The following is a 25,225-nucleotide window of genomic DNA, read 5'->3' as shown; positions in this document are numbered from 1 at the left end:
CGCGCAACAGGCTTACGAGCCTACAAAGCACTTCCCGCTCGCCAGGACGGGCAACACTGTCACTGTCACGGCGCCGTCGCGGACCTGGCCGATCACGCAGTCCTGTCCCTGGAGCACGGCCGCCTCGATGGCATCCGCTTCAAGGCCGGTGGGGGTGCGGCTCTGCGAAACCTCCAACGCCGCGGGGGCGATTCCCGCGCCCGTGAGGGCTTCCGTGACTTGTGCGGTGGCGGGTTTGGGCGATCCCGCCGCCAGCCTGGACAGCGCCTCTGTCACGGTCCTCTTGGCCGTTTCAGTGGCAGCCGCCGCTGCCGCGGCGGATGCGGTCCCGGATGTGTCCGCCAGCGGTCCGGCGGCATTTGTCTGTGTTGCTGCAGCCCGTGTTTCCGTTGCTGCGGGGCCGGCGGAGGCTGCAGCAGTGGATGTTGCACCCGACAAGGTTCCGCTGACGCAGCCCGATAAACCTGCCGCCAGCACTGTGGCAGTTGCGGCCGCCAGCAACCGGCGCGCGGCGCTGGGCGGGGCAACTCCAGGAACGGCAGCTCCAGGAACGGCAGCTCCGGGAACGGTAGCTGAGGGGCTGGCCGATGAGGCACCGGCTGTTGAGTTCTGCCGGTGGTCAGGGGTATGCCGCATGGTGTCATTCTGCCATGCGGCCTGGTCCCGGCTCCGCAACCTGGGCGGACAGTGCACGGCCGGGGGGTGCCGCGGCACTGCCCGCCAAGGAACCGGGGGAACCGTTGATAGGGGACGCTGATATGGAAAACCTAGACTCCGGATTCGGCGAGTTCCCCCGTCTCCAGGTCCAGTGACACGAGGCTGCCGTTGCTGTCCTCGATGTACGCTGCGGCAGGATCGCCGCCGTCGGGATCGTCGTCGCCGTCCTCCGGTTCGTCGAACGTTCCCTCAGCGCCGGCCCGGTGCTCGGCGTCGAGGGGCGGCGCCGGCTCCACGAGCGAGAGGAGCGGTTTTGTGGAGGACCGGATGAAGTTGGCCGTACCCCACGTCAGGTCGTGACCCACGGCGTCGGCGTCAATGGTGTGTGAGTAGAAGACCCTGCCGTCCCTTTCCCAACTGCGGATCTTCAGCTTGCCAACCACGATGACCGGCTGGCCTTTCCTGATGCTGCAGCCCATGCTTCCCGAGAGGTGGCGATAGCCCTGGACCAGGAACCAGTTCGTGTGGCCATCCGTCCAGGTGCCGGATTCCTTGTCGAACCGGCGCGAGGTGGAACCGATACGGAAGGAGGCTGTGGCAACTCCCCCTGGAGTTGTGGCGCTCTTGATCTCGGTGGCAACGAAGCCCCGAATGGTTATTGTGTCGCTCATCTTCACGTCCTGTCGTCAATGGTGGTGCCCTAGCAGGCAAGACCAGCATGGCGCCGGCGCTGGCCACCGGGGAGGCAGGGGTTCGCCTATGTGCATAACCTGCGGCTGCGGCTGCCTGTGGAGGATTAGTGAGCCGCCGCAGGTCACTGACGACGCCGGGACTTCGGGCAATGTAAACTTTTTGAGGCGCCGGACTTCAGCTCCGGAATCCATTGCCTCAGTAGCTCAGGGGATAGAGCAGCGGCCTTCTAATCCGCCGGTCGGGGGTTCGATTCCCTCCTGGGGCACCCATGGGCAAACGCCCCGGTTCACGGACCGGGGCGTTTGGGGCCACACGTGCCGGCAGGGTTTCAGGATTGCAGCCGGTGCGGCGCTTCCACCAGAGAGCGAACCACGCTGCCGGCAGCGCCCAGCAGGGCCCCCGCATCCCCTACCGCGGAGATGGTGACGTGCGCCGGGGACAGCGCACCCGGCGCGTACTTGGCAAGGCTGTCCAAAAGCGGCCCGCGGAGCCACTGGTCCAGGACGGCAAAGTGTCCGCCAAGCACCACAGCCCTGATGTCCACCACGCGGGACGTCGACGCCACCGCCACGCCCAGCGCAGTCCCGGCCCGTTGGACGGCGAGCAGGGCAGCGGGGTCCTCAGCGCCGAGGGCGCCCAGCAGACGGGCCATGCTCTCAGACCTTGGCCACCCCTTCGCGGCGATACCGGCAGCAGAAAAAATTGCATCCTGCCCGGCTATCGTCTCCAGGCACCCCGTCCCGCCGCAGGAGCAGCGGCCCCCCTCCGGCTGCACAACGATGTGGCCGACCTCCCCGGCGTTGCCTTCAGGGCCGGTGAAAAGCTCCGAATTGATCACCAGGCCGCCGCCGACGCCCACCTCGCCGGAGACGAACAGGAAGTCCCGCCTTCCGTGGGAGCCGTGGGCCAGTTCCGCGAGCGCGGCAGCATTGGCCTCGTTGAAGAGGGAGACCCCCAACGGCACGTCGGGAAGCAGCCGCCCCATGTCCAGCTTCGTCCCCAGCCAGCCCAGGTTCGGGGCGGCGGTCACGGTTGAACTGCCGGCGTCAACGAGGCCGGGTACGGCGAGCCCTCCGCCCAGGACCTCAACACCCGAAGACGCGGCCGCCTTCCGCACGTCGGCGGCGAGCGCGGCGAGTGCGGACAGCACGGGGGCGCTGTCGCTGTCGCGGTTGTCCCGTTCCCGGATTTCCTGCACCACCAGGGTTCCGGAAAGGTCAGTCACTCCGGCCGCAATGTAATCGACGTTGATTTCCATACCCATGACACCCCGCGCCGGATTCAGTTCCAGCCCGACCCCCGGCCGGCCCCGCTCCCCCTGCCGGCTCAGGCCGACCTCGCGCAGGAGGCCGGCGCCCAAAAGGTCCAGGACGATGCTCGAAACAGAGGCTTTGGTCAGCCCTGTGGCCGCGGCCACCTGTGCGCGGGTCGGATGGGTGCCGGCCGGTGCCTGCGCCACCCTGGCAAGGACCAGGGCGAGGTTGTTGCGCCGAACGTCCGCCATGTTCCCCGGGCTGGCGGCGTCGGACAGTGCAGTGGCAGGTGCGGTACTGGCCATGGCCGTTCTCCTCGGGCTGGAAGCGGGGCCGTCCCTCACAGGCCCTTCGCTATTGACCCTAGCGTAGACTCGCTTATATAGTTCAAGCACTAAACTAATAGTGCCGCAACCGGCGACAACGAGTGCAAGGACGCATCATGACTCTCTCCCCCACCCCCGCTGACAAGTTCACCTTCGGCCTCTGGACCGTGGGCTGGACGGGCGCCGATCCGTTCGGTGTGGCCACCCGCGCCGCCCTGGATCCCGTGGAGGCGGTCCACCGGCTGGCCGAACTGGGCGCCTACGGCATCACCTTCCACGACAACGACCTGGTCCCCTTCGACGCCAGCGCCTCGGAACGTGACCTGATCCTCAAGAACTTCAAGGCAGCCCTGGCCGAGACCGGCCTGAAGGTCCCGATGGTGACCACCAACCTGTTCAGCCACCCGGTGTTCAAGGACGGCGGCTTCACCTCCAACGACCGCTCCATCCGCCGCTTCGCCCTGTCCAAGGTGCTGCGCAACATCGACTCCGCCGCGGAGTTCGGCGCCGAAACGTTCGTAATGTGGGGCGGGCGCGAAGGCAGCGAATACGACGGCTCGAAGGACCTCTCCGCGGCCCTGGACCGGATGAAGGAAGGCGTGGACACCGCCGCCGCCTACATCAAGGACAAGGGCTACAACCTGCGCATCGCACTGGAGCCCAAGCCCAACGAACCCCGCGGCGACATCTTCCTGCCCACCGTCGGCCACGGCCTGGCGTTCATCGCCCAACTCGAGCACGGCGACATCGTGGGCCTCAACCCGGAAACCGGGCACGAGCAGATGGCAGGGCTCAACTTCACCCACGGCATCGCGCAGGCCCTGTGGGCCGGCAAGCTCTTCCACATCGACCTCAACGGCCAGCGCGGCATCAAGTACGACCAGGACCTCGTCTTCGGCCACGGCGACCTCACCAGCGCGTTCTTCACCGTAGACCTGCTCGAAAACGGCTTCCCGGGCGGCGGGCCCCGCTACGAAGGCCCGCGCCACTTCGACTACAAGCCCTCCCGCACCGACGGCTACGACGGCGTATGGGAATCGGCCAAGTCCAACATGGCCATGTACCTGCTCCTCAAGGAGCGCGCCCTTGCGTTCCGCGCAGACCCCCAAGTCCAGGAAGCCCTCAAGACCTCCGGGGTCTTCGAACTCGGCGAGAGCACCCTCGCGGCCGGCGAAACCGTCGCGGACCTGCTCGCGGACACCACCGTCTTCGAGGACTTCGACGCCGACAAGGCCGGCGAACGCTCCTTCGCCTTCGTCCGCCTCAACCAGCTCGCCATCGAACACCTCCTGGGCGCCCGGTAAATCATGGCACTCGTAGCAGGGATCGACAGCTCCACCCAGTCCTGCAAAGTGGTGATCCGCGATGCGGACACGGGAGCATTGGTCCGGCAGGGCAGGGCGGGCCACCCGGACGGGACCGAGATCCACCCGGATCACTGGTGGGCCGCCCTGCTGGACGCACTACACCAGGCCGGCGGCCTGGACGATGTGGCAGCTGTCTCGGTGGGCGGGCAGCAGCACGGCATGGTGTGCCTGGACAGCGAGGGCCAGGTGGTCCGGCCGGCGCTGCTGTGGAATGACACCCGCAGTGCCGGCGCGGCACTGGAACTGATCAGCAATGCGGGCGACGGCGACACTGCCGCCGGCGCCCGCTACTGGGCCGGCGCAACCGGCACCGTCCCGGTCGCCTCGCTGACGCTGACCAAACTTCACTGGCTGGCCGCCAACGAGCCGGAGAACGCCGCCAAAGTTGCGGCAGTCTGCCTGCCGCATGACTGGCTGACCTGGCGGCTGGCGGACCACGGGCCAGGCAGCGGTCCGGGAAACCTCGAGGCCCTCGCCACTGACCGTTCCGACGCCTCCGGTACGGGCTACTACTCGACGGCGACCGGCGAGTACCTGCCGGGGCTCCTGGAGTCCTCGCTGGGGCACGTTCCGCTGCTGCCCGGCGTCGTGGGCCCGCTGGGGGTCGTGGGCAAGACACCGGAGGGCGCCCTCCTGGCCGCCGGCGCCGGGGACAACGCGGCGGCGGCACTGGGAGTGGGCGCCGGCGTGGGTGACGTGGTGATGTCGCTGGGCACCTCGGGGACGGTCTTCGCCGTGTCCGATACACCGGCCGCCGACCCGTCCGGGCTGGTGGCCGGGTTCGCCGATGCTTCCGGGAACTACCTGCCGCTGGTGTGCACCCTGAACGCCACCCGCGTTTTTGACGCCACTGCAGCCCTGCTGGACATCAGCATTGCGGAGTTCAATGAGCTGGCGCTGTCCGCCGGACCAGGGGCCGGGGGCCTCACCCTCGTTCCCTATTTCGACGGCGAGCGCACGCCGAACCTGCCCGACGCCACCGGCTCCCTGCACGGCATCACCCGCGGGAACTACACGCCGGCCAACCTGGCGCGGGCCGCCGTCGAAGGCGTGGTCTGTTCGCTCGCGGACGGCCTGGCCGCCCTGCAGCAACAAGGCGTGCAGGCGCGGCGCATCATCCTGGTGGGCGGCGGAGCGCAGTCCGCGGCAGTACAGGAGGCGGCAGCGCAACTGCTGGGAATCAGCATCACCGTGCCGCGCCCGGGTGAGTATGTGGCCGACGGCGCCGCCCGCCAGGCCGCAGCGGCACTCACCGGGGAATTTCCGCAGTGGGCGCTGGACGCCGTCGACCTCCCTGCCGGGCAGGACGGCGGCGGGGTGCTGGCACGGTACCGCCGCTGCGCCTCCCTATATACCTGACACCGGGATACCTGACGCCGGGCCCGCCTGGCGTTTCCACGCGAAAGGCCCGGACCGCACTGTGATGAATTCACTGCGCGGTCCGGGTCCTTTCCATGTGGGGCGCAGCTCCTGCCAGTCATGTTGGGAACGTGGCAGGAGCCCGCGGTCTTGGGTCAGGTCAGGCGTACGGGAGGACGAGCTCCGCGTAGCGCTCCTTTACTGTGGCCAGGACGGTATTGCCGTCCGTGCCCCAGATGTCCTGATTGAAGATTTCCACTTCGATGTCACCGGTGTACCCGGCATCGCGCACCCAGGCGCCGATGGTGGCAAAGTCCACCACGCCGTCGCCCATGTAGCCGCGTGACAGCAGCGGATCCGCGGCGATGGGCATGTTGAAGTCGCACACCTGGTAGGACGCAAGTCGCCCCTCCCGGCCGGCGCGCTCGATCTGCGGCTTCAGTTCCGGGTCCCACCACACGTGGAAGGTGTCGACGGCGACGCCCACTGCCGACGCGTCGAACGGCGCCGCGAGGTCAAGGGCCTGCCCCAGGGTGGAGATCAGCGCCCGGTCAGCGGCGTACATCGGATGCAGCGGCTCCAGCACCAGCCGGACGCCGTTCTCCCGGGCGAAGGGGACCAGGTCGGCGAGACGGTCCGCCACGCGCCGGCGCGCAGCCACCACGTCCTTCTCCCCCGGGGCCAGCCCGCCGACCACGAGGAACAGTTCCCTGGTGTCGAGCGCGACGGCTTCCAGGATAGCTGCCCGGTTGTCAGCCAGGGCTGCGGCCTGCCCTGCGGCGTCGGGTGCGGTGAGGAACCCCCCGCGGCAGAGCGAGGAGACGCGGAGCCCGGCGTCCTTGATCAGGCGGGCTGCCTTGTCCAGGCCGGCTTCCGCCACTCGGTCCCGCCAGGGCCCGATGGCGGGGATGCCGGCGTTGACGCAGCCCTCGACCACCTGGGCCAGGGTCCATTTCTTGGTGGTGGCGCTGTTGATGGAAAGGCGCGCAAAGTCTGCCGTTCCTGACGTGCTGGTCATACGCCCACCCCGTTGATCCGCAGGTAGTCGGACATCCGGAAAGCGGCCAGAGCCGGATCCCGCAGCAGGCCCGCCTTGTCCGCCAGTTCAAAGGTCCTTGCCAGGTGGCATACCGAGCGGCCGGAGTGCAGGCCTCCAACCATCTGGAAGCCGGGCTGCCTGCCGTTGAGCCAGGACATGAACGCGATCCCGGTCTTGTAGTAGAACGTGGGTGCGCTGAAGATGTGCTTCCCCAGTTCCCTCGTGGAGTCGAGGATTTCGCGCGCCTTCGCGGCGTTGCCGGCGTCGTAGTTCTGCAGCGCCACCGAGGCGGTGGGGTAGATGGCCGCGAAGATGCCCAGCAGGGCGTCCGAGTGGCGGCTGCCGTCGCCGTCGATCAGTTCGGGGTAGTTGAAGTCGTCGCCGGTGTAGAGGCGGACGCCTTCGGGCAGGGCCGCCCGAAGGGCAACCTCATGGCTGGCGTCGAGCAGCGAGACCTTGACGCCATCCACCTTGGCCGCGTTGTCCCTGATAAGGCCGAGGAAGGTTCCGGTTGCCGTTGCTACATCGTCCGAACCCCAGTAACCGGCCAGGGCGGGATCGAACATGGTGCCGAGCCAGTGCAGGATGACCGGCTGGTCCACCTCCTCCAGCAGCGTCGAGTACACCTGCAGGTAATCCTCGGGACCGCGGGCAACCTTGGCCAGGGCGCGGGAGGCCATGAGGATCACCTTGGGCCCGGCCTCGCTGACCACCGCGATCTGCTCGCGGTAGGCCTCAAGGACGGCCTTGATGCCGGCCTCCCCGGCCGGCAGGGTGGCCCTGTCCAGCTGGTCGGTGCCGGCACCGCAGGAAACAAGGTCCCGCACCGACTTGCCGGCCGTTGCCGGGTTGCCGGCGGAGACCACCGAGGCTGCCTCGACGCCGGTGCGCTTGATGAGCTGCTGGGTTGCCGCCCAGTCAAGGCCCATGCCGCGCTGGGCAGTGTCCATGGCGTCGGCCACACCCAGGCCGTAGGACCACAGCTCGTGCCGGTAGGCCATGGTGGCGTCCCAGTCGAGCCGGGCGGGCGCGCCGGGCGTGTTGTCCGCCAGGACTTCGGGGATCACATGCGCTGCGGCATAGGCGCGGCGGGCGATGAGCGGCGCCGCTGGCCGGGCCCAGGACGTGCCGCCCTGGAGGCGGTATTCCCGGGTGCCGCCGTCGTGGGAGGGCAGGATGAGTGAGGTCATTAGAGGGTAATCTCCGGGATGTCGAGGGTGCGGCGTTCGTCGTTGGACTTCAGGCCGAGCTCGGCGAGCTGGACACCGCGGGCGGCGGAGAGCAGGCCGAATCGGTGTTCGCGGCCGGCGACGACGTCGCGGAGGAACTCTTCCCACTGCAGCTTGAAGCCGTTGTCCAGGTCAGCATTGGCAGGGACTTCCTGCCACTGGTCACGGAAGGATTCCGTGACGGGCAGGTCCGGGTTCCAGACGGGCTTCGGCGTGTGGGCGCGCTGCTGCGCAACGCACTTGTTCAGGCCTGCGACGGCGGAGCCGTGCGTGCCGTCCACCTGGAACTCCACCAGTTCGTCGCGATAGACGCGGACGGCCCACGACGAGTTGATCTGGCCGATGACCTCGTCGCCGCCCGGGGTTTCCAGCTCGAAAATGCCGTAGGAGGCGTCGTCGGCGGTGGCCTTGTATTCCTTGCCTGCCTCGTCCCACCGGGTGGGGATGTGGGTGGCGGTCTTGGCGCTGACGCTCTTGACCTTGCCGATGATGCCTTCGAGGACGTAGTTCCAGTGGCAGAACATGTCCGTAGTCATTCCACCGCCGTCTTCCTTGCGGTAATTCCAGGACGGGCGCTGGGCGGCCTGGATGTCACCTTCGAAGACCCAGTATCCGAACTCGCCGCGGATGGAGAGGATTCGGCCGAAGAAGCCCTCGTCCACCAGGCGGCGGAGCTTGACCAGGCCGGGGAGGTACAGCTTGTCGTGGACCACACCCGCGGTGACGCCGGATTCCTTGCCGATCCGGGCGAGCTCGATGGCCTCGTCAAGCGTCTCGGCAGTGGGCTTCTCTGTGAAGATGTGCTTGCCGGCCTGCATGGCCTTCTTGAGGGTGGCTGCGCGGAGGCTGGTCATGGAGGCATCAAAAACGACGTCGACGGTGGGGTCGTTGATGACGGCGTCCAGGTCGGTGCTCCACTCGGAGACCTTGTGCTTTTCGGCGAGCTCCCGGATCTTGGCTTCGTTGCGGCCCACCAGGATGGGCTCAACCTGGACGCGGGTGCCGTCTTCCAGCGTGAATCCACCGGCGTCCCGGATGGGAAGGATGGAGCGCAGCAGGTGCTGGCGGTACCCCATCCGGCCGGTGATGCCGTTCATGGCAATGCGGATTGTTCTTGTCTCGAAGCCCATTTGTCCTCCACGGTGAGCGAGCAGTTCTACTGAAGTTGAAGCCCTACTGAAGCTGATTCGGGAAAGCGCATTCCCGCTACGTCAATGATGCACGTCCGCAGACTTCTTGGCAAGCGCTTTCCAGTAGCGGTCCGCAACTGCCATAATGTGGTAACGCCTATTGACCCAACAAAGCCGATCAGGAGACGCTGTGGCCGCAAGTACCCTTACCGAGGTGGCGCGGCTGGCCGGGGTATCTCCCGCCACTGCCAGCCGCGTCCTCAACGGTTCCGCACGCAAGCCGGGGCAGGACATCGCGGACCGTGTCCGGCAGGCTGCGGCCTCGCTTGGATACATTCCCAACGCCCAGGCCCAGGGCCTGGCGAAGTCCAGTTCGGGCCTGATCGGCCTGATCGTGCACGACATTGCAGACCCCTATTTCGCCGCCATCGCACGGGGGGTCCAGGAGGCCGCCCGTGAACAGCGCAAGATGGTGCTGCTGGCGACCACCGGCGGGGCGCCGGCGGAGGAGCGCGAGGCCGTGGCTGCCTTCGCTGCACGGCGTGCCGATTCGATCGTGATTGCGGGATCCCGCTCGTCGCGGGAGGAGGACCGGGACGACAACGCGGACCTTGCAGCGGAGCTTGACCGGTACTGCCGCAACGGCGGCCGGGTGGCGGTGGTGGGACATCCGGTAGTGGGTGCCAGCGCTCCTGAGGGCTACCACGTTGTTGCCGTGCCGAACCAGGAACTCGCCGGCGCCCTCGCAGCTGAACTTGCTGCCGGCTGGACTGGCGATTTCGTCATCATAGGAGGCCCCGAGGGCCTCTTCACGTCGGACGACCGCATCCGGGGCTTCCAGGAAGGCCTGGCCAGGGCCGGCCGGGGCGCGGCGGAGATCCTGCGCACCTCGTTCAACCGTGCCGGAGGCTACGACGCGGGCCTCAAGCTGGCTGCCAGGATCAAGGCCCAGCGGACAGCGGACGGCGATGCCCCTGCCACGGCGAAGATGTGCATCTTCGCAGTCAACGACGTCATGGCCATCGGGGCCTCGGCAGCGCTGCGGGCTGAAGGGCTCCGGGTTCCGCGGGACGCCAGGATTGCCGGATTTGACGATATCGAGACGCTGCGGGATTTCCGCCCCGCCCTCTCCACGGTCCGCCTGCCGCTGGAAGACATCGGCCGGCTTGCTACCCGGGCGACGGCCAGCGGCCCCGGCCGCAGCGATGGCCAGGAGGACGCCGACCTGCAGCCCGTGAGGGGCGAAGTCACGCTGCGCCGCAGCACGGAGACAGTGGCCTGACCATGGTGTCCGTGCTGACCGCTGTTCCTGCACGTGCCGGCACGGACGGCGCCGGAGGCCCGGGGCCCGCCGTCCTGGTCCTGCCCGGCGGCGGCTACGGCCGCCAGGCGGACCACGAAGCGGAGCCGGTGGCCGAATGGCTCGCCGCGCTCGGCATCCACGCCTTCGTGCTGAGATACCGCGTGGCCCCGGACCGGCATCCGGCCCCGCTGGAGGACGCCAAGGACGCCATGCTGCATATCCGTGGCGGGTCCCATGGTTTGGCCGTCGATCCGCAGCGGGTCGGCGTCCTCGGATTTTCGGCCGGTGGACACCTGGCCGCCACGCTCTCTACCGCCGTGGCAACGGGCTGCGAGCGCTTCGACGTTCCCGGCGCGGTCCCGGACCTCACCGTGTTGTGCTACCCCGTGGTGTCCTACACCACGTCAGTGCACCAGGGTTCGGTGGACAACCTCCTTGGCGGCGCGCCGTCGTCGGACGTCCTTGAGGAACTTTCCGCGGAACGGCAGGTGACTGCCGCCACCCCTCCCGCATTCATCTGGCACACCGCGGATGACGACGCCGTCCACGTCAGCCACAGCCTGGGCTACGCCGGGGCGCTTATGGGCGCCGGCGTGCCTGCCGAACTGCATGTCTTTCCCCATGGCCGCCATGGATTGGGCCTCGCCGCGGAGGAGCCGGGGCCGGACCAGTGGACGCGGCTGTGCGCAGCCTGGCTCGCGCGAGCCGGCTGGACCTCCCCGTGTTTGCGGGCCGGCAGTCCGGACTAGGCCAGGGCCCGGATGGTCCAGGACGCTGAGTGCGTCTCCCCCGGTTTGAGGTGAAGAAGGTCCGCCCCCGAGTTGAAGGCGTCAGGCGGGCAGGTCATGGGTTCAACCGCCAGCCCCAGCCTGTCCGGGCCAACCGGCTTGTCTGCAGTGTGGATCTGGACCCAGGGCCACTCCGCGCCCCATTCCAGTTCCACGCCCGTTCCCGCCGGATCCTTTACGCGGACCCGGGCCAGCCCGGCGGCGTCGCGGGTGATTCCAGTGAAGGCATGGTCAATCCTTACCGGCCCCAGCCGACGGGGACTGCGGAAGTCGAAGCCGCCTTCCTCCACGGTCTTCATGCCGATGGGGAGCAGCCGGTCAGGCGTCACGTCGAGGAATTCGCGCGCCGGCACTTCCAGCGTCCATTCGTCCAGCATTCCAGGGCCGGCCACCAGGTAGGGGTGGGGACACACGCCGTAAGGGGCGCTGGCGGACCCGGCGTTCACAGCACTCACCGTGCTGCGCAATCCGCCGGGACCCAGCGAGTAGGAAACGGAGACCTTGAGATCCGATGGGTAGTGCGGGCCTGCGCCGATCGTGCACACCAGGACCACGCGGTCCTCAGCCGCCTCCCGCACCGCCCAGATCTGCTCGGTGGCAAGGCCGTGGAGCGCCGAACCCCGCTCGGGCTCGTTGACGGGAGCCTGGTAATCGGTTCCGGCGTAGGCATATCTGCCGTCCGCCAGGCGGTTCGGCCATGGGACGCAGATAACCCCGCGATAGTCGGGAACCCGGCCATCCGGACCAAAGCCAACCACCAGGTCCCGGCCGTTGTGCTGCAGTTCCCGGAGGGCGCCCCCGCGGGCTGTGACCACGGCGGTGTAGGGGCCGCTGGCAATGCTGTGTTCCGTGGATGGCATGAAAATCCCCTTTGGGGCCGAGACACTTGTGAGCGCTAACCAGCCTAGCGCATGTGTCCTGGCGCGGCACAAGGAAATCCTCCGCTGGATAGAGTTTCCCCATGGCCGAAGCGGATGCGCTGAACAGCGAGGTGCTTTCTGCCGTCCGTCGTGCGCTGCGTGAACGGGCAGATCCGGTTCGGGGTGCCGGGGCGCAGGCATACATGAAGTCCGCCATGCCCTGCCTCGGTGTGCGCGTCCCCGAAGTCCGCCGGATCGCTGCCGAAGCTGCCGGCGGCACTCCCTTCGCGTCGGCCGGCCAGCTGCGCGCCACTGTCCTTGAGCTTTGGCGGAACGCCGCCGCCCGCGAGGAACGGTATGCAGCCATCGACCTGACCGCTGAGCCGCTGGCGGCGGGTGACATGCTGATGCTGCCCGTGTACGAGGAAATGATTCGCAGCGGCGCGTGGTGGGACTTCGTGGACCCGGTAGCGGCGCGCCTGTGCGGCCTGCTGCAAGCCAACCGTGAGGAGATGTCAGAAGTCCTGCTCGGCTGGAGCACCGACCCGGACTCCTGGATAAGGAGGGCTGCCATCCTCTCTCAGCTTAAGGCGAAGGCAGCCACTGACACCGTGCTCCTGGCCCAGGTCCTGGCAACAAACATGGCAGACCCTGAGTTCTTCATCCGGAAAGCGATCGGATGGGCCCTGCGCGAGTATTCAAAGACGGCGCCGGAGTGGGTGGCGGCCTTCGTGGCAGAACATGAGGCAGCCCTAAGTCCGTTGTCCCGGAGGGAAGCGCTCCGGCGCCTCCCTGCCCCCGCACCTGACGCATAACGGCGGTGGCAGGCAAATAACCTGGAGTCAGGTTGACGTTCCGGACCGGGAGCGCGGGGATGGTGCGGCATGCCAGGCCTCCAGCCTGTTACTGGCCCGGGCTCCGGCCAGCGCGAGGAGCACACCGCCGAAGGCCATCGCCATGAGCCCGTACACCACGGATTCGGGTGGAGTTCCCCTCAGGGCGTGCATCACCAGCGTGCCCGGCACTAATCCCAGGTACCCTGCAACACCGGCACCCATCGCCCACGGCCATGCCTTCGCCATCACCCGTGCGGCCGGTCCCGGCGGCCGCGAAGGTACTGCGGGCCTGGATGCGCCGATGCCCAGGATGATTCCCAGCAGCGGCGGACCGAAACCGCCACCAACGGCGAACAGCAGCAGCGCGAGCCCGATCAGCACCAGGGGCCCCCGCCGGCGGTGTACGCCGGCCACCGCCCAAGCCCCGAACACTACCGCCACCGCCACGGTCACAACGCCCGAAACCAACAGATCGGGTAACACCGTGAAGGCCGGCTCTCCGTCCAGGATTTCGAACGCTTCGTTCCCGGGCCAGGAACGGAACACCGGACCGTCGGGCGCCACCGGGCCCTGGAGGATCTCGCCCAGCCCGTGCTCCACGCCGGCCAGGGCCGCCAGCAGCCCAAAGACGCCCGTCACGGTGCGCAGCGCCTTGCCGGTCGGCGCGTGGCCCGAATTCTGCATCCGGCGCCTCCTTGAAGTGGGGGATGCTTCGACCGTACGGGCAGCGCATCCCCGGCAGCAGGGTCCAAAGGCCCGTCAAGCGGGCCGGACATCAGCGCCGGAGATGGTGGAGGCCACTAAGCCCGGCGAGGGAGCGTCGAGAGTCGCTTCGAACGCGGGACCGACACGCGGCGCTGCCTAGATGATGGGGCGTTCGACGACGGCCTCGTGCGTTTTGCAGAACAGCCGGCGGGTGCGGGGGTCCCAGAAAACCAGGTACAGGCCAAAGAGCAGGCCGGTCACCGCGGCGGCCACTCGGGCGAGGGCCAGTGCGAAGCCGAGGTCCTCGGTCTGAAGGTACGGGAAGACTTCCAGCTGGTCTGAAATGGCATAGATCATGAAGAAGGAGACAACGAAGTAGAGCGCCTTGACCTGCCAGTCATTCCTGATCCCGGTGACTGCAAAGAGCGGTATCAGCCATACGACGTACCAGGCTTGGATGATTGGAGACAGGAGGACAATCGCGGCCAGAGCGAGGGTGAGGCGGCGCATCAGCCGGTCGTAGTCACCGCGGAAGATCTGCCAGGCGACAATGCCCACGGCAACAAGCTTGCCCACGTTATAGACAAAGCCGGCCAAGGTGGCGCCGTCGAGTCCAAACGAATTGGCCAGGGAGGCAACCACCATTCCGATGAGCCCCACGGGCGCGTACCAGATGGAGATGCTTCCGGGGGCAGAGAACCCATTGACCCAGCCGAAGCCGAAACCATTGACCAGGCTCATCAAGGCCAGGATGCCGAGGCTCAATGCACCGGTCAGGCCCCAGAACACGAATTTGCGGAGCCAGCCCGCGTCCCTGCCCGCCCACAGGAGCCCGATGAACGGCAGGAAGACGATGGTGATGGGCTTCACCGCAACGGAAAGGGTTACCAGCACAATGCCGCGGACCACCCGGTGCGTCGCGGAGTAGTAGAGTCCGGCCAGCGCCAGACCGATCATCAGTGCGTCATTGTGGACGCTGGCGATGAAGTTCGTCAGGAACAGCGGGTTCGCAGCGGTGAGCCAGAGGGCCCGGTGCGGATTGATGCCGTGCAGCTCGGCGAGCCGCGGAACATAGATCACGCAGAGGATGACTCCGGCCAAGGCAACCAGCCGGAACAGCATCACGCTTGCCTCCGGCTGGACGTTCGTGGACCACACAACGAACTGTTCAATCCACAGGAACAGCTGGCCATAGGGAACGGGGGCTTCCGTCCACATTTTGTCCGCGCCCAGCTGGAAGTAGTTGGACAGAGCCGAGATGCCGTTCTCGTAGGGGTTGAACCCTTCAACCATCAGCCGGCCCTGGCCAATGTAGGCGTAGACGTCGCGGCTGAAGAGCGGCACGCTGAACATCATGGGCAGGCCCCATGCCACAACGGCCATCAGCGTAGCTTTACGGGCCTGCCTGCCCCACACCCTGACCCGCTGCCCCAGCCTGAGCCAGGCACGGACCAGGAGCATGCCTCCTATGGCCAGCAGGACAATCGAGAGGGCAACGCCAACTGCTTCGGCACGCATCCAAATGAACAGCGGCATACGGCGGAGTTCGGAGACCGGGGCCAGCCAGCCCACGCCCAAGGATCCGATAAGCATGAACATGGAGCCCACGAAGCCGGCAAGGAGCGGGGACCGGGGATTATCCACTTCCGCGCCGCCCGCTGCGACAGTGGCGGCGGGCGCCACCTCCCCCGCCGCAGGCACAGGCGCCGTCATTTCAGGATCGTCCAATCTATCTCGTCTGCGATTCTGCCCGGCGGGCCAACGGCCGGCCGAGGCGCATCCTCACGGGAGCGGGATGACCCGCCGCGTCTTCGAAATCCTAGCATCGGCCGGTGCCCTGAAGGTGTAACGGTAGGCTTGTCCGGTGCCTATATCTAACGAACGCATCGTCTGGATCGACTGCGAAATGACCGGCCTGGACATCAAGAACGACGCCCTGATCGAGGTGGCCGCCCTGGTCACCGACTCCGAACTGAACATCCTCGGCGACGGCGTCGACGTGGTCATCAAACCGGATGATGCCGCGGTGGCCCAGATGAACGATTTCGTCCGCGACATGCACACCAAATCGGGACTCCTCAAGGAACTGCCGAACGGCAAGACGATGGCCGAAGCGGAAGCCGCGGTCATGGAATACATCTCCACATGGGTGCCGGACCCCCGCAAGGCGCCGCTGGGCGGTAATTCCGTGGGGACGGACCGGGTGTTCCTGTCCCGGGACATGCCCGCCGTGGTTGAACACCTGCACTACCGGGTGATCGACGTCAGCACCATCAAGGAGCTCTCGCGCCGCTGGTTCGCGAGGGCGTACTTCCAGTCACCGGCCAAAAAGGGCGGACACCGCGCACTGGGGGACATCAAGGACTCCATCGACGAGCTCCGCTACTACCGGGAGGCCGTGTTCGTGCCTGCACCGGGACCGGACAGTGCCACTGCCCTGCAGATTGCCCGCCGCATCACATCCGCCGGGGACGCCGGGCAGCAGGAAGGGTAATCTGCGCCACCTTCGACGGAATTTTCCGCAAAAATCCCAAAAGTGGACAAAGCACCCCTGAAGAGCAGGTAAGCTATATGAGTTGCCTTTCCAGAGGGCCGGTACGCCGGTAAATCTGCAGGCACATGGTGGGCTTAGCTCAGTTGGCAGAGCGCCTGGTTGTGGTCCAGGAGGTCGCGGGTTCAACCCCCGTAGCTCACCCTCACGGGACGGTATGTGCAGCCGTCCAAGAAGGAGGCCGCACCGGAGATCCGGTGCGGCCTCCTTCTTTTTTCGCCGTTTGCACACTTGCACCTGGCACGAGACACCGCTGAAGGACCGCTGAAGATGACCGTTCTGCCAATCACCATCTGGGGAGAACCCGTACTGCACCGCCGGGCTTCCGAGGTGGAAGTGTTCGACGACGAGCTGCGGACTTTGATAGCGGACATGTTTGAAACGAACGACGCCGCCAACGGCGTGGGTCTCGCGGCACCGCAGATAGGCGTGGGCAAGAGGATCTTTGTCTACAAATACGCCAACGACGACGGCGCTCCGCCCACGGGCGTACTGGTCAACCCGGTGCTGACCCTGTCAAAGATTTCCGGCGCGGTACCGGACCCGGACGAGGAAGAAGAAGGCTGCCTGTCCTTCCCCGGCGGGCAGTATCCCCTGAAGCGCGCCGAGTGGGCACGTGTTGAAGGGTTTGACGGCTTTGGACAGCCGGTCAGGTTCGAAGCCACCGGCTGGTTTGCCAGGGTTATCCAGCACGAATATGACCACCTGGACGGAAAACTGTACGTCAACCGGCTGATTGACCGCTATGCGCGCAAAGCCATGAAGCAGGCCAAGAAGAGCGGTTGGGGCGTTCCCGGACTGACCTGGATGCCGGGCGTCGACCCGGACCCGTTCGGCCACTAGGGCACCCGGTCACTTCGCCGCAATGGTGGGCTGGTCCGGGCAGGACCCCAGCACGCGCTTCATGGCGCCCTTCTCCGCCTCGGTGACCCATAGTCCGTAGGCTGCCTTGACCGATATTTGGCGGGCCACATAGTGGCAGCGGAAGGATTTATTCTTGGGAAGCCAGGTTGCGGCATCGCCGGCACCCTTCTGCACGTTTGCCGGGCCGTCCGCCGCGATCAGGTTCAGCGGATCGTTGGCCAGGCTCTGGCGCTGCTTGGCTGTCAATCCCTGGGCACCCTTCTGCCACGCGTCACCCAAGGCCACGACGTGGTCTATTTGGACTGCCCGGCTGCTGTCGGAGCCCCGCCGGAAGTCCAAGGGCTGCCCGGTATAGGGCTCGCGGAAGGAGCCCCCTGCCACCCGGCACGTGGAACCTTCCATGAACACCACGGCGGTAAGGTCACGCCTGAGCATGTCGTTGCGGGTGTCGCACCCGTTCCGGTCCACGTCCAGCCACGCCTGGCCGAACGCTTCGCGGTCGTACTTGTCCTTCGCGGCCCGGCCCTTGACGGGAAGCCGTTCCAGCGCGGTGACGGCAGTACCGGAGGGCACGGGGTGCACCGGCACAACGGGCTTCATCCAGGCAGGGTCGAACACTGGGGCTTCGGTGGGGCCGGAGGCCGCGGGCTCCGCCAAGGCAAACTGGCCGGCAGTAAAGAACCAGGACAGTGCCGCCAGCGCACCGACGGCGGCCACTGCCAGGATGCCCCACGCCTGCCGCGAGCGACGGCGGGCACGCCGGTAGGCGGACCAGCTCACAGTCATGGGGACCCGGCCCCTTCTCGGACATCATGCACCAGAAGAGCCTAGGCCGCCTCCCGGGTCGCCCCGTTGTTTTCCACAGTGTGGAGGGCAAGTGGCGGCGCTGGTAGGAAGTGTCCGCGCGGGGGTTACTGCTCGCGCATCACCCTCCGGAGGTCCTCCTCGGCGATTGCCAGCAGTCCTTCCAGCTGGCGCACCCGGTCCTCGCCGACGTCGCCCGTCTTGTAGGCGGCGCGGGCGCCCTCAAGCAGCCGGACGGCCTCCTTGTGGTTGGCTTTGGCGACGTCGAGGGCGTGCTCAAGGGTTGTTTCGTGCTGAAGTGTCGAATTTTTGTCCATGCCACCAGTGTGGTCCCGTTTCCCGGCTGATTCCAGCAGAATCAGCCGGGAACTCGCGGGACCGGCGGCCGCGGCCTAAACGGCGATCGCTGCGAGGGCCGCGGCGGATTCCTTTGCGGGGAAGGACGGCGGGTTGACCCCTGCCATTTCCTCCATCACGCGGACCACCTGGCAGCTGTAGCCGAACTCGTTGTCGTACCAGACGTAGAGGACAACGTTTTTGTCTGTGGACACAGTGGCCAAGCCGTCCACGATGCCCGCGCGGCGGGAACCGACGAAGTCAGTGGAGACAACTTCGGGTGAGTCGATGTAGTCGATCTGCTTCCGCAGGTCCGAGTGCAGGGACATCTCGCGGAGGTAGTTGTTGATCTCGTCCTTGGTGGTCCCGTTCTCCAGGCGGAGGTTCAGGATCGCCAGCGAGACGTCAGGGGTGGGGACCCGGATGGAGCTGCCTGTGAGCTTCCCGAGCAGCTCAGGCAGTGCCTTGGCCACGGCTTTGGCGGCACCGGTCTCCGTGATGACCATGTTCAGCGCGGCGGAGCGGCCGCGTCGGTCACCCTTATGGAAGTTGTCGATCAGGTTCTGGTCGTTGGTGAAGGAGTGCACTGTCTCCACATGGCCGTGCACGACGCCGAACTTGTCGTTGACGGCCTTCAGCACCGGCGTGATGGCGTTGGTGGTGCAGGACGCGGCGGACACGATCTGGTCAGTGTCCTCTATGGTGCCGTGGTTGATGCCGTGGACGATATTCTTCAGGTCGCCCTTGCCCGGCGCGGTCAGGAGAACCCGTGCCACGCCCTTGCTCTGCAGGTGCTGGGACAGCCCTTCCCGGTCACGCCAGCGGCCGGTGTTGTCCACCACCAGGGCATTGTTGATGCCGAAGGCGGTGTAGTCGATGGTGGCAGGGTTGTCCGAGTAGATGACCTGTACCTGCACGCCGTTGGCCGTGATGGTGTTGGCTTCCTCGTCGATCCTGATGGTCCCTTCGAAGGACCCGTGGACGGAGTCGCGGCGCAGGAGGCTGGCACGCTTGGAGAGATCGTTGTCAGCGCCCTTGCGGACCACGATGGCGCGCAGGCGGAGGCCATGGCCGCCGCCGGCCTTTTCGATGAGGAGGCGGGCCAGAAGCCGGCCGATCCGGCCAAAGCCGTAAAGCACCACGTCGGTGCTGGTGCGGTCGTCGCCGCCGCGCTTGCCCACAACGTCGGCAAGTTCCGCGCGGAGGAATTCTTCCAGCGTGGCGCCGCTGCCCTCTTCCTTGAACTTCTGGTTCAACCGTGCGATGTCGATCGCAGCAGCACCGAGCTCCAGGCCGGCCAGGGTGTTCAGCAGCGGCGCGGTCTCCTCCAGGAGCAGCTCGTCCTTGCTCATCCGGCGTGCAAAACGGTGCGCCTTGAGGATGTTCATGGTGGACTTGTTGATCAAACTCCGGCCATGGATGCTGGTGACCACGTTGTTTTCGCGGTACAGCCGGCCGATCACCGGAATCATGGCCTCGGCGAGGGCCTCCCGGCCCATCCACGTATCAAGACAAGAATCTGACGTCTGGCTCACAGAAATACCTTCCTCGGTTCAGCCGTGTACGTCCTCGTACACGGATGTCGGCCACCACATGTTGTGCAGGGGCACCCGCGCCTGCAGGGGTCGGCCCCCAGGCGCCTGGATCGCGTGCAAAGAAAAACCGCCGGCTGCGAACGCAACCCCGGCGGAAGAACTCCTGCGTCCGGTCTCCATTCTAAGTTGGCCGGCCCCCCTGAACCGGCCGGAACCACGTGAAATCACTCACAGGGAACGGCCTTGCGCCCGGGGCATCAGTTGTGGATGGCCGAATAGAGATTGAGGCTGGCCGAAAACACAACCCACGAAAAATAGGGCAGCATCAGGAGGCCGGCAGCCGGGCTCACCGGACCGAACCGCACAACGAGGAAGGCGAGGGACGCCGCCAGCCCGGCAATCACCAGGAAAGCAGCCCAGAGTGCAGCGGCTCCAAATACCGGAAAGAGCCCGAAGAAGGCCAGCGGCCACGCGGCGTTGAGCACCAGCTGGACAAGGTACCCGGCCAGGGCGCCTCCCCTCAGCTCCCCTTTCCGCCAGACGAGCCAGGCGGCAACCGCCACCCCCGCGTAGAGCAGCATCCACATGCTCCTGAACATCCAGCCCGGCGGCATCCAGGGAGCCTTGACCGACCCCGCGAACCAGCCGCCGGAATTCAGGATGATGGGGACCGACGCCAAGGCCCAGGCTGCAGCGGAGAGCGCAAGGAACCCGGCCAGGGCAACAGCCTGCCGTCCGCGGGCGGAACCCTGCGGTTGGGCGGCTCCATAGCCGGAGGGCGGGTCAATATTTGCGGGCACGGTTCAGGATCCCCAACACAACTCTCAAGGTCAAACCGGAATGGGTGGATGGGTTGACCGATACGCCGGGTTCTGTGCTCCCGCCACGTTGCCGGTGCGGGAGTAGCGGCCATCCATCTACGAGCGCCGTTGCCGGCGCCCTCCAGCGGCCTACCCGGACACTCGGGCGGGCAGCCCTCAAACGTGTCCTGTCTGGCCTTGCTCCGGGTGGGGTTTACCTAGCCTTCCCGGTCACCCGGGAAGCTGGTGGTCTCTTACACCACCGTTTCACCCTTACCTGGTTCGTGCCGCTTTCAAACCGGCGCGACCCAGGCGGTCTGTTCTCTGTGGCACTGGCCTGCGGGTTACCCCGAGTGGGCGTTACCCACCACCCTGCCCTGCGGAGCCCGGACGTTCCTCGAGCCACTTGCGTGACGCGCGGCCGCCTGGTCAACCCATCCAGGTCCAGTCTACCGGCGCGGTGCCGCTTTCCCTGCGCCGGTAGGATCGGACGGTGCTGATTCTGCTCCCCCCTTCCGAAGGCAAGACACCCGCGGTCCGTGGTTCGGCCGTCGACTGGCCTTCCCTGAGCTTCCCGGACCTGAACTCCTGCCGCGCCAAGGTGCTCGACGCACTGGGGGCGGTGAGCGCGCACCAGGACGCCCTCGCGTTGCTGGGGGTCGGGGCCTCGCTGAAGGACGACGTCGACCGCAACACCCGGCTCCACGCTGAACCGGCGGCTCCCGCCCACCAGATCTACTCCGGCGTGCTGTACGACGCACTGGGCTACAAGACGCTCACCCCTGTGCAGCGGCGCAAGGCAGACGAGTCGGTGCTGGTGATCTCCGCCCTCTGGGGCGCCATCCGCTTCGGGGACAGCGTGCCCGCCTACCGGCTGTCAATGGGGACGGCGCTGCCCGACGTCGGCCGCCTCGCCTCGTTCTGGAAGCCGCACCTGTCCAGTGCGCTGGCGCCGCTCACCGAGGGGCAGCTGCTGGTTGACTGCCGGTCCAGCACCTACGCCGCAGCGTGGGCGCCGCCGCCGGCGCAGACCGTTACGGTCAACGTGTTCACCGAAGTGCAGGGCGTGCGGAAAGTGGTGAGCCATTTCGCCAAGCACACCCGCGGCGAACTGGCACGGCACCTGCTGGCCCGGCGGGGCAAGGCTCCAGCGACGCCGTCGGACCTTGCAAAGGCCGCCCGGGAAGTGTGGCAGGCAGAGCTCGTGGACGGGTCAGCGAGGAAACCCCACGCGCTAAACATCATCCTGCCGGGCTGATTCCCCCGCCCCTCCCCCAACTAGGTAGCGCTAAGTGTCGTTATGAGCCGCCAAAACGACACTTAGCGCTACTTAGTTGGGTCAGGCCCACTCCTCCGAGCGGACCAGGATGGCGCCCGAGTCCGGGCAGAAGACGATGTCGTCAGCGGCGGCTGCCTTGATCTCGGCCAGGTCGCCGGGGCTCAGCTTCATGCCTGACGCTTCGGACGTGCCGTGGAACAGCCGGGCGGCACCCACGCCCCGCTTGGCGAGCGTTTTTTCGTAGACGGCGAGCAGGCCGGCGTCGAGCCCCGCAGCGAATTCGGCGCGCCGGGTGCGGAGCCCGCTCGCTTCCGCCTCCACCTCAGCCAGTTCCGCATCCAGCTCGGCGCGGATGGTGCCGAAGGATCCCTGGATATCGTCCACAATCCCCTGCTGCGCCGCCTGCCTGGCGCGAAGGGAGTCCAGCCGCTCCATTACCTCGAGTTCGATGTCCTCAAGGTCCGAGCGACGCTTGTTGAGCGAGGCGATGTCCTTCTGGAGGGCCACCAGGTCCTTGGACAACCCGGTGCCGCTGTTCAGCCGCGCCTCGTCCCGCTGGATCCGCGAGGCGACCTGTTCCACGTCCGCCTCGGCCCGCTTCAGTTCGGCCTCGGCGTCATGGACAGCCACCTTCGCCGCACCAAGCTCGCCATTGGCAACAGACAGGGCCGCCTCAAGGTCCTTGATGCGGGGATCGTTTTCCAGGGAGCGGCGGCGGTTGGCGAGCGACTTAAGCTTGGCGTCCAGCCCCTGCAGCTCAAGCAACTTCAACTGTTCCGCCGGTGCTGCCTTCGCCACATTTACCTCCGCTTGATCCCTACCGGCCGGGGCCGGGCACCTGATCGGCGCTTCCTAGACTCTAGCGCGTGGCCTGCTCCCCCGCCTCGCTGCGTCGCCACCGGACCTCGCACTCAAGGCCTAGCCCGGGGTCAGGATGAAGTCCCAGGGGTCGCTGTTGGTAGTGCTGACCCGGATTTCAACGTCATGGCCCTGGTCGGCGAGGACATTGCCCAGCGCAGCCGCAGCGGCAGGCAGCCACAGCCACTCGCTGGCGAAATGGGACACATCCACCAGGTAGGGCCGGCCGTTCAGGGCGGCCTCCCGGGCTTCCGACGCCGGGTGGTGACGCAGGTCAGCGGTGACATAGACGTCCGCGTTGCTGGCTCTGACCTCATTGAAGAGGGAGTCCCCGGCACCACCGCAGACGGCGATGCGCCGGACCAGGCCGTCCTTGTCGCCGGAAACCCGGACTCCCCCGGCAACGGACGGGAGGATCCCGAACACGCGGGCCGCAAAATCGCCGAGGGTCATGGCCTCCGCCAGGTCCCCCACCCGCCCGATGCCCTCTTCCGGGAGGCCGTTTGCGGCCACCGTGAGCGGGGCGGCGTCCTGGAGGCCGAGCGCGTCGGCGAGGACGTCGGATACGCCGCCGACGGCGGAATCACCGTTGGTGTGGACGGTCAGCAAAGCGGTGCCGGACTCGATCAACCGGTGCACTGCCCGGCCCTTGGGGGTGGTGGCGGCGACGCTGGTGACGCCCTTCAGGAGGAGGGGATGGTGTGTGATCAGGAGTTCCGCGCCCCACTCCACCGCCTCCTCAATGACTTCCAGGGTTGGGTCGACGGCGAACATCACCTTGGTGACGGGCGCGGAGGGATGGCCTGCCACCAGTCCCACTTCGTCCCAGTTCTCTGCCAGGGATTCGGGCCACAGCTCTTCCACGGCCAGGAGCAGTTCACCCAGGGTGGGCGCCTCCGCGGACTCCGCTGCCCCAGGCCCGCCGGAGGGTGCGCCGCCGTTGCAAGTGCCGCCGTCGATGTTGTCCGGGCCGGTAACGTCGGTGTCCGCAGGTTCCATAGTCTTAGTTTTACCCCATCGGGCCGTCCGGACCGCACGTTTACAGCCGCCGCCCCTGGACGGCCCGGGAATCTTCCCGCGCCCCCAACCATTGAAGAGGTCATGAAAACTTTTGTTTTAGGCGGAGGCTGCTTCTGGTGCCTCGACGCCGTTTACCAGAAGACCAAGGGCGTCAGCTCGGTGGTGTCCGGCTATACCGGGGGCCACGATCCGCAACCGGACTACTACTCGGTCTGCAACGGCACCACCGGCCATGCCGAGGTTGTTGCCGTGACGTTCGACGAGGAGACCATCCCGGCGGAGGTCATCCTGGACATGTTCTTCGCCCTGCACGATCCCACCACGCTGAACCGCCAGGGCTACGACGTCGGCACCCAGTACCGTTCGTCGATGTTCTATGAGACCACCGAAGAGAAGATCCTCTTTGAAGAAGCGATCGACCGGAACCAGGCGCTGTGGGCCCATCCGATTGTCACGGAGGTCAGCCGGCTGCCCCGCTTCCATGTCGCGGAGGAGTTCCACCAGAACTATTACGCCAAGCATCCCGAACAGGGGTACTGCCAGGTGATCATCAACCCCAAGCTCGCCAAGGCCAGGAAATATTACTCTGCATGGCTTAACGCTTAGCCACGCTTACGCGGCCTCGTTAGGCTGACCTCAGTATTCACCCCTCAGAGATAGGCGTATGTACATGGCACGGATCTATGACGATGTGACACAGCTGGTCGGCGGCACCCCGCTGGTCAAGCTCAACCGGCTCAGCGAGGGCCTGGATGCCACCGTCGCCGTCAAGCTTGAGTTCTACAACCCGGCCAACAGCGTCAAAGACCGTATCGGTGTTGCCATTGTCGATGCCGCCGAGAAGTCCGGTGCACTGAAGCCCGGCGGAACCATTGTTGAAGGCACGTCCGGAAACACCGGCATCGCCCTGGCAATGGTGGGTGCTGCCCGCGGCTACAAGGTCATCCTCACCATGCCGGAGACCATGTCCACGGAACGCCGCGTCATGCTGCGCGCCTTTGGCGCCGAGATCGTCCTGACTCCGGGTTCCGAGGGAATGCGCGGCGCGGTGGAGAAGGCCCAGGAAATCGTGGCCAACACCGAGAACTCCATCTGGGCACAGCAGTTTGCCAACGAAGCCAATCCCGAAATCCACCGCACCACCACGGCGGAGGAAATCTGGGCGGACACCGACGGCGCAGTGGACATCTTCGTCGCGGGCGTAGGCACCGGCGGAACCGTCACCGGCGTCGGCCAGGTCCTCAAGGAGCGCAAGCCCGGCGTCCAGATCGTCGCGATCGAGCCCAAGGACTCCGCCATCCTCAATGGCGGCGCACCCGGCCCGCACAAGATCCAGGGCATCGGCGCCAACTTCGTGCCTGAAATCCTGGACACCAACGTTTATGACGAGGTCCTGGACGCCACGCTTGAGGATTCCGTCCGGGTGGCCCGCGAGCTCGGCGTCAAGGAAGGCATCCTGGGCGGCATCTCCTCCGGCGCCATTGTCTGGGGTGCCCTGGAACTGGCCAAGCGTCCCGAAAACGCGGGGAAGCTGATCGTGGCTGTTGTCTGTGACTTCGGTGAGCGTTACATCTCCACCGTCCTCTATGACGACATCCGCGGCTGATCCAGCCGCTGTTCGCCCGTTTCCTGT

25 protein-coding genes, 2 tRNA genes and 1 other RNA gene are annotated in these 25,225 nt (G+C 66.7%); 12 read left to right on the top strand and 16 right to left on the bottom strand.

What is annotated here, in order from left to right:
- Positions 1 to 12: 12 nt before the first annotated feature.
- Both GK109_RS18355 and GK109_RS18350 read right to left on the bottom strand, forming a co-directional pair.
- Positions 13 to 636 (bottom strand): hypothetical protein, encoded by a 624-nt coding sequence (locus GK109_RS18355; protein ID WP_197432496.1) that lies wholly within the window; start codon positions 634 to 636, stop codon positions 13 to 15.
- 131 nt (positions 637 to 767) lie between these two features.
- Positions 768 to 1,328 (bottom strand): single-stranded DNA-binding protein, encoded by a 561-nt coding sequence (locus tag GK109_RS18350; RefSeq protein WP_157241950.1) that lies wholly within the window; start codon positions 1,326 to 1,328, stop codon positions 768 to 770.
- Between the two features lie 214 nt (positions 1,329 to 1,542).
- Between GK109_RS18350 and GK109_RS18345 the strand changes: the two genes are divergently transcribed.
- Positions 1,543 to 1,615 (top strand) — tRNA-Arg (locus GK109_RS18345).
- A 63-nt stretch (positions 1,616 to 1,678) separates the two neighbouring features.
- On the opposite strand, the gene GK109_RS18340 is transcribed toward GK109_RS18345, so the two are convergent.
- Positions 1,679 to 2,908, bottom strand: coding sequence for an ROK family protein (locus tag GK109_RS18340; RefSeq protein WP_157241949.1), 1,230 nt, complete (start codon positions 2,906 to 2,908; stop codon positions 1,679 to 1,681).
- A 137-nt stretch (positions 2,909 to 3,045) separates the two neighbouring features.
- Here GK109_RS18340 and xylA point away from each other — a divergent pair, with 137 nt between their 5' ends.
- Complete coding sequence (gene xylA / locus GK109_RS18335; protein WP_157241948.1) at positions 3,046 to 4,233, top strand: xylose isomerase; 1,188 nt, start codon at positions 3,046 to 3,048, stop codon at positions 4,231 to 4,233.
- Positions 4,234 to 4,236: 3 nt separating this feature from the next.
- On the top strand, positions 4,237 to 5,655 hold the full coding sequence (gene xylB, locus GK109_RS18330) for a xylulokinase (protein WP_157241947.1): 1,419 nt from the start codon (positions 4,237 to 4,239) through the stop codon (positions 5,653 to 5,655).
- Between the two features lie 160 nt (positions 5,656 to 5,815).
- Here xylB and GK109_RS18325 read toward each other — a convergent pair whose 3' ends face one another.
- From GK109_RS18325 to GK109_RS18315, 3 genes are read right to left on the bottom strand one after another with little or no spacing between them, the layout of a single operon-like run.
- Positions 5,816 to 6,673 carry a sugar phosphate isomerase/epimerase gene (locus GK109_RS18325; RefSeq protein WP_157241946.1) on the bottom strand — a complete coding sequence of 286 codons (858 nt, stop codon included), beginning with the start codon at positions 6,671 to 6,673 and terminating at the stop codon, positions 5,816 to 5,818.
- Positions 6,670 to 7,884 carry a dihydrodipicolinate synthase family protein gene (locus GK109_RS18320; RefSeq protein ID WP_157241945.1) on the bottom strand — a complete coding sequence of 405 codons (1,215 nt, stop codon included), beginning with the start codon at positions 7,882 to 7,884 and terminating at the stop codon, positions 6,670 to 6,672. Before GK109_RS18320 ends, GK109_RS18325 begins: the two co-directional genes overlap by 4 nt.
- Positions 7,884 to 9,053 carry a Gfo/Idh/MocA family protein gene (locus tag GK109_RS18315; protein ID WP_157241944.1) on the bottom strand — a complete coding sequence of 390 codons (1,170 nt, stop codon included), beginning with the start codon at positions 9,051 to 9,053 and terminating at the stop codon, positions 7,884 to 7,886. The genes GK109_RS18320 and GK109_RS18315 overlap by 1 nt, the downstream gene beginning before the upstream one ends.
- A 190-nt stretch (positions 9,054 to 9,243) precedes the next feature.
- Here GK109_RS18315 and GK109_RS18310 point away from each other — a divergent pair, with 190 nt between their 5' ends.
- Positions 9,244 to 10,335, top strand: coding sequence for a LacI family DNA-binding transcriptional regulator (locus tag GK109_RS18310; RefSeq protein WP_370460687.1), 1,092 nt, complete (start codon positions 9,244 to 9,246; stop codon positions 10,333 to 10,335).
- Positions 10,336 to 10,337: 2 nt separating this feature from the next.
- The gene (locus GK109_RS18305) at positions 10,338 to 11,105 is read left to right on the top strand and encodes an alpha/beta hydrolase (protein WP_157241942.1); all 768 of its coding nucleotides are present in this window, start codon (positions 10,338 to 10,340) and stop codon (positions 11,103 to 11,105) included.
- Here GK109_RS18305 and GK109_RS18300 read toward each other — a convergent pair.
- Positions 11,102 to 12,004, bottom strand: a complete 903-nt coding sequence (locus GK109_RS18300) for an aldose 1-epimerase family protein (RefSeq protein WP_157241941.1) — start codon at positions 12,002 to 12,004, stop codon at positions 11,102 to 11,104. The genes GK109_RS18305 and GK109_RS18300 overlap by 4 nt on opposite strands.
- 101 nt (positions 12,005 to 12,105) lie before the next feature.
- On the opposite strand from GK109_RS18300, the gene GK109_RS18295 reads away from it, so the two are divergent.
- Positions 12,106 to 12,819 carry a DNA alkylation repair protein gene (locus GK109_RS18295; protein WP_157241940.1) on the top strand — a complete coding sequence of 238 codons (714 nt, stop codon included), beginning with the start codon at positions 12,106 to 12,108 and terminating at the stop codon, positions 12,817 to 12,819.
- A 27-nt stretch (positions 12,820 to 12,846) separates the two neighbouring features.
- On the opposite strand, the gene GK109_RS18290 is transcribed toward GK109_RS18295, so the two are convergent.
- Together GK109_RS18290 and mptB are read right to left on the bottom strand one after the other, a co-directional pair.
- Positions 12,847 to 13,524, bottom strand: a complete 678-nt coding sequence (locus tag GK109_RS18290) for a hypothetical protein (protein ID WP_157241939.1) — start codon at positions 13,522 to 13,524, stop codon at positions 12,847 to 12,849.
- Positions 13,525 to 13,701: 177 nt separating this feature from the next.
- Positions 13,702 to 15,258, bottom strand: coding sequence for a polyprenol phosphomannose-dependent alpha 1,6 mannosyltransferase MptB (gene mptB / locus GK109_RS18285; RefSeq protein ID WP_157241938.1), 1,557 nt, complete (start codon positions 15,256 to 15,258; stop codon positions 13,702 to 13,704).
- Between the two features lie 151 nt (positions 15,259 to 15,409).
- Here mptB and orn point away from each other — a divergent pair, with 151 nt between their 5' ends.
- The 3 genes from orn to def all read left to right on the top strand — a co-directional run bounded on the left by orn (position 15,410) and on the right by def (position 16,939).
- On the top strand, positions 15,410 to 16,039 hold the full coding sequence (orn, locus tag GK109_RS18280) for an oligoribonuclease (protein ID WP_370460686.1): 630 nt from the start codon (positions 15,410 to 15,412) through the stop codon (positions 16,037 to 16,039).
- Positions 16,040 to 16,167: 128 nt separating this feature from the next.
- A tRNA-His gene (locus GK109_RS18275) sits at positions 16,168 to 16,240 on the top strand.
- A 126-nt stretch (positions 16,241 to 16,366) separates the two neighbouring features.
- A complete protein-coding gene (gene def, locus GK109_RS18270; protein WP_157241937.1) occupies positions 16,367 to 16,939 on the top strand; it encodes a peptide deformylase in 573 nt (190 codons plus the stop codon).
- Positions 16,940 to 16,948: 9 nt separating this feature from the next.
- On the opposite strand, the gene GK109_RS18265 is transcribed toward def, so the two are convergent.
- From GK109_RS18265 to rnpB, 5 genes are all read right to left on the bottom strand, one after another.
- Positions 16,949 to 17,746, bottom strand: coding sequence for an HNH endonuclease family protein (locus GK109_RS18265; RefSeq protein WP_157241936.1), 798 nt, complete (start codon positions 17,744 to 17,746; stop codon positions 16,949 to 16,951).
- A gap of 125 nt (positions 17,747 to 17,871) precedes the next feature.
- The gene (locus GK109_RS18260) at positions 17,872 to 18,081 is read right to left on the bottom strand and encodes a hypothetical protein (protein ID WP_157241935.1); all 210 of its coding nucleotides are present in this window, start codon (positions 18,079 to 18,081) and stop codon (positions 17,872 to 17,874) included.
- 75 nt (positions 18,082 to 18,156) lie between these two features.
- Positions 18,157 to 19,635 carry a glyceraldehyde-3-phosphate dehydrogenase gene (locus tag GK109_RS18255; RefSeq protein WP_370460685.1) on the bottom strand — a complete coding sequence of 493 codons (1,479 nt, stop codon included), beginning with the start codon at positions 19,633 to 19,635 and terminating at the stop codon, positions 18,157 to 18,159.
- Positions 19,636 to 19,892: 257 nt separating this feature from the next.
- On the bottom strand, positions 19,893 to 20,435 hold the full coding sequence (locus tag GK109_RS18250; protein WP_321213772.1) for a TspO/MBR family protein: 543 nt from the start codon (positions 20,433 to 20,435) through the stop codon (positions 19,893 to 19,895).
- Positions 20,436 to 20,480: 45 nt separating this feature from the next.
- Positions 20,481 to 20,872: RNase P RNA component class A (gene rnpB, locus GK109_RS18245), an RNA gene on the bottom strand.
- A gap of 56 nt (positions 20,873 to 20,928) precedes the next feature.
- Here rnpB and GK109_RS18240 point away from each other — a divergent pair.
- Complete coding sequence (locus tag GK109_RS18240) at positions 20,929 to 21,693, top strand: YaaA family protein (protein ID WP_370460684.1); 765 nt, start codon at positions 20,929 to 20,931, stop codon at positions 21,691 to 21,693.
- Positions 21,694 to 21,774: 81 nt separating this feature from the next.
- Here GK109_RS18240 and GK109_RS18235 read toward each other — a convergent pair whose 3' ends face one another.
- Both GK109_RS18235 and GK109_RS18230 read right to left on the bottom strand, forming a co-directional pair.
- Complete coding sequence (locus GK109_RS18235) at positions 21,775 to 22,512, bottom strand: C4-type zinc ribbon domain-containing protein (protein ID WP_321213774.1); 738 nt, start codon at positions 22,510 to 22,512, stop codon at positions 21,775 to 21,777.
- Positions 22,513 to 22,632: 120 nt separating this feature from the next.
- Entirely contained in the window at positions 22,633 to 23,571 is a 939-nt protein-coding gene (locus GK109_RS18230) for a Nif3-like dinuclear metal center hexameric protein (RefSeq protein ID WP_157241934.1), read from the bottom strand.
- A 102-nt stretch (positions 23,572 to 23,673) separates the two neighbouring features.
- Here GK109_RS18230 and msrA point away from each other — a divergent pair, with 102 nt between their 5' ends.
- Together msrA and cysK are read left to right on the top strand one after the other, a co-directional pair.
- Positions 23,674 to 24,198 carry a peptide-methionine (S)-S-oxide reductase MsrA gene (gene msrA / locus GK109_RS18225; RefSeq protein ID WP_157241933.1) on the top strand — a complete coding sequence of 175 codons (525 nt, stop codon included), beginning with the start codon at positions 23,674 to 23,676 and terminating at the stop codon, positions 24,196 to 24,198.
- Between the two features lie 64 nt (positions 24,199 to 24,262).
- On the top strand, positions 24,263 to 25,198 hold the full coding sequence (cysK, locus tag GK109_RS18220) for a cysteine synthase A (RefSeq protein WP_157241932.1): 936 nt from the start codon (positions 24,263 to 24,265) through the stop codon (positions 25,196 to 25,198).
- Positions 25,199 to 25,225: the final 27 nt, after the last annotated feature.

It is taken from the genome of Pseudarthrobacter sp. GA104 (genome assembly GCF_009741265.1).
Lineage (GTDB): Bacteria > Actinomycetota > Actinomycetes > Actinomycetales > Micrococcaceae > Arthrobacter.
The sequence above is the reverse complement of the archived record's forward strand: the minus strand, read 5'-3'. Positions and strand labels throughout refer to the sequence as shown.

Bases quoted from the DNA above. Each gene is read 5' to 3' on its own strand.
- GK109_RS18305 (WP_157241942.1), top strand. From the start codon at position 10,338: ATGGTGTCCGTGCTGACCGCTGTTCCTGCACGTGCCGGCACGGACGGC.
- GK109_RS18295 (WP_157241940.1), top strand. From the start codon at position 12,106: ATGGCCGAAGCGGATGCGCTGAACAGCGAGGTGCTTTCTGCCGTCCGT.
- GK109_RS18265 (WP_157241936.1), bottom strand. From the start codon at position 17,746: ATGACTGTGAGCTGGTCCGCCTACCGGCGTGCCCGCCGTCGCTCGCGG.
- GK109_RS18230 (WP_157241934.1), bottom strand. From the start codon at position 23,571: ATGGAACCTGCGGACACCGACGTTACCGGCCCGGACAACATCGACGGC.
- GK109_RS18300 (WP_157241941.1), bottom strand. From the start codon at position 12,004: ATGCCATCCACGGAACACAGCATTGCCAGCGGCCCCTACACCGCCGTG.
- GK109_RS18320 (WP_157241945.1), bottom strand. From the start codon at position 7,884: ATGACCTCACTCATCCTGCCCTCCCACGACGGCGGCACCCGGGAATAC.
- GK109_RS18325 (WP_157241946.1), bottom strand. From the start codon at position 6,673: ATGACCAGCACGTCAGGAACGGCAGACTTTGCGCGCCTTTCCATCAAC.
- def (WP_157241937.1), top strand. From the start codon at position 16,367: ATGACCGTTCTGCCAATCACCATCTGGGGAGAACCCGTACTGCACCGC.
- GK109_RS18340 (WP_157241949.1), bottom strand. From the start codon at position 2,908: ATGGCCAGTACCGCACCTGCCACTGCACTGTCCGACGCCGCCAGCCCG.
- GK109_RS18290 (WP_157241939.1), bottom strand. From the start codon at position 13,524: ATGCAGAATTCGGGCCACGCGCCGACCGGCAAGGCGCTGCGCACCGTG.
- GK109_RS18260 (WP_157241935.1), bottom strand. From the start codon at position 18,081: ATGGACAAAAATTCGACACTTCAGCACGAAACAACCCTTGAGCACGCC.
- GK109_RS18355 (WP_197432496.1), bottom strand. From the start codon at position 636: ATGCGGCATACCCCTGACCACCGGCAGAACTCAACAGCCGGTGCCTCA.
- GK109_RS18315 (WP_157241944.1), bottom strand. From the start codon at position 9,053: ATGGGCTTCGAGACAAGAACAATCCGCATTGCCATGAACGGCATCACC.
- xylB (WP_157241947.1), top strand. From the start codon at position 4,237: ATGGCACTCGTAGCAGGGATCGACAGCTCCACCCAGTCCTGCAAAGTG.
- GK109_RS18350 (WP_157241950.1), bottom strand. From the start codon at position 1,328: ATGAGCGACACAATAACCATTCGGGGCTTCGTTGCCACCGAGATCAAG.
- mptB (WP_157241938.1), bottom strand. From the start codon at position 15,258: ATGACGGCGCCTGTGCCTGCGGCGGGGGAGGTGGCGCCCGCCGCCACT.
- xylA (WP_157241948.1), top strand. From the start codon at position 3,046: ATGACTCTCTCCCCCACCCCCGCTGACAAGTTCACCTTCGGCCTCTGG.
- msrA (WP_157241933.1), top strand. From the start codon at position 23,674: ATGAAAACTTTTGTTTTAGGCGGAGGCTGCTTCTGGTGCCTCGACGCC.
- cysK (WP_157241932.1), top strand. From the start codon at position 24,263: ATGGCACGGATCTATGACGATGTGACACAGCTGGTCGGCGGCACCCCG.